At 63.5% G+C, this 6,550-nt stretch carries 7 protein-coding genes; all 7 read left to right on the forward strand.

Annotated features, from left to right (window positions below; all coding sequences use genetic code 11):
• Window positions 1-12 precede the first annotated feature (12 nt).
• Window positions 13-1,374, forward strand: a complete 1,362-nt coding sequence (gene radA, locus ACEQXE_RS13760) for a DNA repair protein RadA (protein WP_370180172.1) — start codon at window positions 13-15, stop codon at window positions 1,372-1,374.
• Window positions 1,375-1,399: 25 nt separating this feature from the next.
• A complete protein-coding gene (locus ACEQXE_RS13765) occupies window positions 1,400-1,960 on the forward strand; it encodes a CvpA family protein (protein WP_370180174.1) in 561 nt (186 codons plus the stop codon).
• Between the two features lie 19 nt (window positions 1,961-1,979).
• Window positions 1,980-2,405: an iron-sulfur cluster assembly scaffold protein gene (locus tag ACEQXE_RS13770; RefSeq protein ID WP_370180176.1), complete on the forward strand. Its 426-nt coding sequence runs from the start codon at window positions 1,980-1,982 to the stop codon at window positions 2,403-2,405.
• Between the two features lie 33 nt (window positions 2,406-2,438).
• On the forward strand, window positions 2,439-4,073 hold the full coding sequence (locus tag ACEQXE_RS13775) for an MFS transporter (RefSeq protein ID WP_370180178.1): 1,635 nt from the start codon (window positions 2,439-2,441) through the stop codon (window positions 4,071-4,073).
• Window positions 4,070-5,182 carry an alanine racemase gene (alr, locus tag ACEQXE_RS13780; protein WP_370180180.1) on the forward strand — a complete coding sequence of 371 codons (1,113 nt, stop codon included), beginning with the start codon at window positions 4,070-4,072 and terminating at the stop codon, window positions 5,180-5,182. Before ACEQXE_RS13775 ends, alr begins: the two co-directional genes overlap by 4 nt.
• Window positions 5,183-5,202: 20 nt before the next feature.
• Window positions 5,203-5,772 carry a polyhydroxyalkanoate synthesis repressor PhaR gene (gene phaR / locus ACEQXE_RS13785; protein ID WP_370180182.1) on the forward strand — a complete coding sequence of 190 codons (570 nt, stop codon included), beginning with the start codon at window positions 5,203-5,205 and terminating at the stop codon, window positions 5,770-5,772.
• A gap of 120 nt (window positions 5,773-5,892) precedes the next feature.
• The coding region (locus tag ACEQXE_RS13790) for an aminoacyl--tRNA ligase-related protein (RefSeq protein WP_370180184.1) at window positions 5,893-6,550 on the forward strand (658 nt) is incomplete at its 3' end.

Consider the following 6,550-nt stretch of genomic DNA (forward strand, 5'->3'; position numbering starts at 1 on the left):
TGAGGAGGTGGCATGGCCAAGCCGAAGAAACGATATGTCTGCCAAAACTGCGGTGCGGTCTCTCCGCGCTGGCAGGGCCAGTGCCCCGACTGCGGTGAGTGGAACACGCTGGTCGAGGATGCGCCCGCCACCGTGTTCAGCCAGAAGCACGATCTTTCTGGCGGCGGACGGCGGCTGGAATTCGTTTCCCTGTCCGAAGCTGTGGAGCCTCCGAAGCGCGCCACGACCGGGCTGAAGGAGTTCGACCGCGCACTGGGCGGCGGGCTGGTCCCCGGATCGGCGATCCTGATCGGTGGTGACCCCGGCATCGGCAAGTCCACGCTTCTCTTGCAAACGGCCGGATCGATCGCCCGCAAGGGTGGTGACGTGGTCTATGTCAGCGGGGAAGAAGCCTCTGCACAGGTCCGGCTCCGTGCGGAGAGGTTGGGGCTCGCGGACGCACCCGTGCGGCTCGCATCGAGCACCAATGTCCGCGACATCCTGACGACGCTCGGCTCGGGGGATGCACCCGACCTGCTCATCGTTGATTCGATTCAGACCATGTATTCGGACACGATCGAAGGCGCGCCGGGCACGGTCAGCCAGGTGCGCGGCTGCGCGTTCGAACTGATTCGCTACGCGAAGGAACGCGGCGCTGCGCTGGTGCTGGTCGGCCATGTGACAAAGGACGGCAATATCGCGGGTCCGCGTGTGCTCGAACACATGGTCGACGTGGTGATGAGCTTCGAAGGGGAGCGTAGCCACCAGTACCGCATCCTGCGCGCGCTCAAGAACCGGTTTGGCGCGGTAGACGAAATCGGCGTCTTCGCGATGGCGCAGGAGGGGCTGGAGGAGGTCGAGAACCCTTCCATGCTGTTCCTTTCCGGTCGGGATGCTCCGCTGGCTGGCAGCGCGGTGTTTCCCGCAATGGAGGGAACGCGCCCTGTCCTCGTCGAAATTCAGGCGCTGATCGTACGGCTGCAATCGGGCGCGACGCCGCGCCGCGCGGTGGTGGGGTGGGACAATGGCCGCCTTGCCATGCTGCTCGCGGTGCTGGAATCGCGGTGCGGGCTCAATTTCAGCTCGGCCGAAGTCTATCTCAATGTGGCAGGCGGCTACCGGCTGTCAGACCCTGCCGCCGATCTTGCCGTGGCGGCTGCGCTCGTCTCTGCGCTGGCAGACAGGCCGCTGCCCGATCGTTCGGTCTGGTTCGGCGAGGTATCGCTGGCGGGCGAGATCCGCCCCGTGGCGCATTCCGGGCTTCGCCTGCGCGAGGCGGCAAAGCTGGGTTTTTCCAGCGCGCACGGCCCGTTAGTCGAAGAAAAAGCTTCACCCGGCATTCAATTCAGTGGAATTAGGCAACTTTCGCAATTGGTGGATCGCGTGATGCGATAGCAAAACCGTGGTAGACTGACGAAAGATGACCGGCTTCGATATTCTTGTCTTGCTGATCGTGGCGGTGGCGGCTGCGGGCGGCTTCATGCGCGGTTTCGTGCAGGAAGTCCTGTCGCTCGCCGCATGGATTCTTGCCATCCTGGCGATCCAACAGCTCCATTCGCCCTTGCAGGCCTTTATCGAACCGCGGTTCGGCACGCCGACCACCTCCGCGATCCTCGCCTTCGCACTGCTGCTGCTGATCCCCTACGCGGCGATGAAGCTGATCGCTTCGCTGGTGGGCTCCAAGGCGCGTGAATCGCTGCTCGGACCACTCGACCGGGTGCTTGGATTCGGGTTCGGGGCGATCAAGGGCGCGATTATCGTGGTGATTGGCTTCGCGCTGCTGGTGCTGGGCTACGACACGGTCTGGGGTTACCAGGGCCGTCCGACATGGATCGTCACCGCACGCACCTACCCCTCGATCAACGCAGGTGCAGAGGCGCTGGTGGGATACATCCACGATCGCCGCGCAGAACTGCGGGGCGAAAATGCCAATGATGGGGACGACAACGGCCCGGTGACGAGCGAGTCGGCGTCCGAATAGGTTTGCGAATACCCGGCGCGTGACCAAGCTCTACACTCCCGAAATCCTCGGCCTTGCTGTCGAACTGGCGCAATATCCGCGCCTCGACCAACCCGATGCGAGCGCAGAAGTCCGCTCCCGCACATGTGGCGGCAGCCTGACGCTGGACGTTGAGCTTCACGAACTCGGGCACATCGAAGCCATCGGCCTGTCGGTAACAGCCTGCGCCATCGGGCAGGCATCCGCCGCGATATTCGCGCGTCAGGCACGCGGAAGAGGGCCGGAGGATATGCTCGCCGCACTGGGCGAGATCGAAACATGGCTTGATCGTGGTGAACCGCTGCCGCGCTGGCCCGGCATTGCCACTCTTGCTCCGGCACAGGCATTCCCGGCAAGACACGGCGCTATCCTCCTCCCCTGGAAGGCTGGTGTCGAGGCGCTTTGCAAGGCGCCCCTGCCGCGCTAGATCGGCCAAAAAGCCGGAGGGGAAATTCAGATCATGAGCGCGTCCGACGCAGCAATCGCGACCCGTGAACCAACCGAGAAGGAAATCCGCCTTGTCATTGCGGCGAGTTCTGCGGGCACCATCTTCGAATGGTACGACTTCTTCATCTACGGCACGCTGGCCGGGCTGATCGGCGCGGCCTTCTTCCCCAGCGGTAATGAGACACTGCAGATCCTGCTCGTGTGGGCAGGGTTCGCTGTCGGCTTCGGGTTCAGGCCGCTGGGCGCGATCCTGTTCGGCTTCCTGGGCGACCGGCTGGGCAGGAAATACACATTCCTCGTCACCGTCACGCTGATGGGTATTGCGACGGCTGGCGTCGGCCTGATCCCCAACGCCGCGACCATCGGCATTGCCGCACCCATCATCGTGATCGCGTTCCGTATTCTTCAGGGGCTCGCCCTGGGCGGCGAATATGGTGGCGCAGCAATTTACGTTGCCGAACATGCCCCGCCCGAAAGGCGCGGTTTCTACACCAGTTTCATCCAGGCGAGCGTGGTCGGCGGGTTCGCGCTTTCGATCGCGGTCGTACTGGCGTGCCGCTGGCTGATCCCGGCAGAAGACTTCGCGGCATGGGGCTGGCGCGTGCCTTTCCTGCTGTCGATTATCCTGCTGCTGATTTCCCTGTGGATGCGGCTCAAACTCTCCGAAAGCCCGGTTTTCCAGGCGATGAAGGAAGCGGGCGAAACCGCGGCCAATCCCTTCGTCGAAAGCTTCACCTATCCGGGCAACAAGAAGCGGATCTTCGTCGCGCTGTTCGGCATCACCGGCGTGCTGACGACGATCTGGTACACGGCGTTTTTCAGCGGACTGTCGTTCCTGCGCGGGCCGATGCGGGTGGACGAAACCGTGGTCGAGTGGATGCTCCTGATCGCAGGCCTGATCTCGATGAGCTTCTACGTCGTCGTGGGCCGCTGGTCGGACAAGGTAGGACGCAAGAAGCCGATCATCATTGGCGCATTGCTGGCGCTGGTCGCGCTGTTTCCGATCTTCTGGGCGATGGGCCATCTCGCCAATCCCGCACTCGACGCGGCTGCAGACCGGGCGCCCATCGTCGTCACCGGGCAGGATTGCACGCCCGATCCCTTCGCCGAGCTGTTCGGCCGAGAACAGAGCGATTGTGGCAAGGTGCTCGACGTGCTGACCTCCAGCGGGGTTCGATACGACCTGCAGGATGGCGGCGAACTGGCCGTCACGGTCGCAGGCGAACCGGTTTCGCTGGTCGATACCTGGTTCGAAGACAGCGCGGCGATCCGCGAAGGCATGCGGGCGGCACTCACGCAACACGGTTTCGATTTCAGCACGCAGATACCGCCAATATCCAACATCCTTGGCATCGTGGCACTGCTGCTGGTGATGGGCGTGCTGTCCGCACTGACATACGGCTCTGTGGCGGCACTGCTGGCCGAAATGTTCCCGCCGCAGATCCGCTATTCCTCCATGTCGATCCCCTACCACATCGGCGCGGGCTACCTCGGCGGGTTCCTGCCGCTGATCGCCGGGATCATCGTGGCACGCTCGGGCGATATCTACGCCGGCCTCTGGTACACATGGATCGTGGTCGCTTTCGGGGTGATCGTCGCATGGTGGGGCTTGCCGAGCGGGCCTCCGCGTGATTTCGAGGATGCGTGACCGCACCGCTCGATTCTCCTCCGCCGCCCACGCTTCGCCTCCGTATCGATACCGGGGCACTGGCGGATAACTGGCGCGCGCTCGATGCGCTTTCGGGCACGGCCCGCGCCGGTGCGGCGGTGAAGGCCGACTGCTACGGGCTGGGGATCGATAATTGCGTGCCTGCGCTGGTAAATGCAGGCGCACGCGATTTCTTCGTCGCGCACTGGAGCGAGGTCGCTTCTGTTGCGCAGCATGTGCCGCCCGAACGCATCGCTGTGCTGCATGGGCCGATAACCGGCGATGAAGCGCATTACGCGAAAGCGGTCGGCGCCATCCCGGTCATCAATTCGCTGCACCAGGCGCGCATTTGGAACGAAGTGGGTGGCGGGCCCTGCCACCTGATGATCGACACGGGGATCAACCGGCTCGGCGTTGCTCCGGCTGAACTGTCCGACCCGGCGGTTGCTGCCCTGGATATCCATATCCTGATGAGTCATCTCGCCAGTGCGGACGAAGACACACCGATCAATGCGCGACAGCTGGCGACCTTTCGCGAGTGCGCTCCACTGGTGCAGCATCGCGAAACGAGCCTTGCCAACAGCGCCGGGATCGGTCTGGGATCGGACTTCGCATTCGACCTGACGCGGCCGGGGCTCGCGCTCTATGGCGGCGTGCCGCGCCCCGAACTGGCCGAACACATCCGGCAGGTCGCCTTCCCGCAAGCCGCGATCATCCAGACGCGCGAGCTCAAACCGGGCGACAGGGTGGGCTATAACGGCGAATTCACTGCGTCTGCCACCATGCGCGTTGGCACCGTGTCGCTTGGCTATGCCGACGGGTTCTTGCGCAGCTGGGGCGCGAAGGGTTTCCTGCAGTATAGTGGTCGCAGGCTGCCGCTGCTGGGCAAGGTGTCGATGGATATGGTCATTGTCGACCTGAGCGAGGCGCCCGAACTGGCAGAGGGCGACTGGCTCGACGTGCCTTATCATCTCCCCGATGCGGCGCAGCATTCGGGCCTGTCCCAGTACGAATTGCTCACCGTGCTGGGCACCCGTTTCGGACGTAGCGTCATGGCGGATTGCGCGAACAATGCTGCAAATGCTAAGCCGCATGCTGCGCAGCATTAATTCGGAGCCTGACAGCTTACATGGCCAGCAAGAAACACGTCGATGGCGAGCCGATCGTCATCAAGAAATACGCCAACCGGCGCCTCTACAACACGCATTCCTCCAGCTACATCACGCTGGACGACCTCGCGAAGATGACGCGCGAGGGGCTGGATTTCACGGTGCTCGACGCCAAGAGCGGCGATGACATCACCCACGCTATCCTGACCCAGATCATCGTCGAGGAAGAGGCGAATGGCGAGCAGATGCTGCCCGTCAGCTTCCTACGCGACCTGATCTCCATGTACGGCAACTCGATGCAGTCGATGATGCCGAGCTATCTCGAGGCGAGCATGGCAAATTTCCGCGCCAACCAGGAGAAGATCGCAGAAGTCTGGCAGAGCGGCATGGCGGGCACTCCGCTGGCCAAGATGGCCGAGACCAACCTTGCGAGGATGCGCGCCGCGACCGACGCCTTCACGGGACACGCAAGCTCCGGCAAAAATGCCGCGCGTGCGGAGAGCGCAGCCGACGAAACGGCGAACGAGCTTGCGTCGATGCGCGAGCAGATGGCGGCGATGCAGAAAAAGCTCGACGAGCTGGGTAAGTAGCAGCCTCGCCCTTCCGTTCGCGTCGCGCCCTGTCGAGACACATCGCGCCAACGTCTCTCGACTTCGCTCGAGACGAGCGGCTAATGGCCACGCAATTCCAGTCCTCGAAAGTTCACGCTCGTGTCCAACATCCGCCACGCCCTCTCCGTCAAACGCGAAGACGATTTCGCCGCCTGGTACCAGGCCGCCATTGCCGAAGGGCAGATGGCCGAGGAATCGGGGGTGCGCGGGTGCATGGTCATCAAGCCGTGGGGCTATGGCATCTGGGAGCGTATCCAGCGCCTGCTCGACGACCGGATCAAGGCGACAGGCCACGACAATGCCTATTTCCCGCTGTTCATCCCGCTCTCCAATTTCGAGCGCGAGGCCGAGCATGTCGAAGGCTTCGCCAAGGAAATGGCGGTCGTCACCCATCACCGCCTGATCGCGGACGGGAAGGGCGGGCTGATCCCCGATCCCGAGGCGAAACTTGAAGAGCCTCTGGTGGTGCGTCCAACCTCGGAAACGATCATCGGCGATGCGATGGCGCGCTGGGTGCAGAGCTGGCGCGACCTGCCGCTCAAGCTCAACCAGTGGGCAAACGTCGTGCGCTGGGAAATGCGCACCCGCATGTTCCTGCGCACCAGCGAATTCCTCTGGCAGGAAGGCCACACCGCCCACGCAACCGCCGAAGAGGCGAAGGACCACACACTGACCATGCTCGAAGTCTACCGCGCGATGGCCGAGGACGATCTCGCGCTGCCGGTGATCGCGGGCGAAAAGCCCGAGCATGAGCGGT

Origin of the sequence: Alteriqipengyuania sp. (assembly GCF_964222115.1) — a bacterium.
Classification (GTDB): domain Bacteria; phylum Pseudomonadota; class Alphaproteobacteria; order Sphingomonadales; family Sphingomonadaceae; genus Alteriqipengyuania.

Excerpts from the sequence above, each read along its gene's own strand:
- phaR (WP_370180182.1), top strand. The coding sequence starts at position 5,203 with ATGGCCAGCAAGAAACACGTCGATGGCGAGCCGATCGTCATCAAGAAA.
- ACEQXE_RS13775 (WP_370180178.1), top strand. The coding sequence starts at position 2,439 with ATGAGCGCGTCCGACGCAGCAATCGCGACCCGTGAACCAACCGAGAAG.
- radA (WP_370180172.1), top strand. The coding sequence starts at position 13 with ATGGCCAAGCCGAAGAAACGATATGTCTGCCAAAACTGCGGTGCGGTC.
- ACEQXE_RS13765 (WP_370180174.1), top strand. The coding sequence starts at position 1,400 with ATGACCGGCTTCGATATTCTTGTCTTGCTGATCGTGGCGGTGGCGGCT.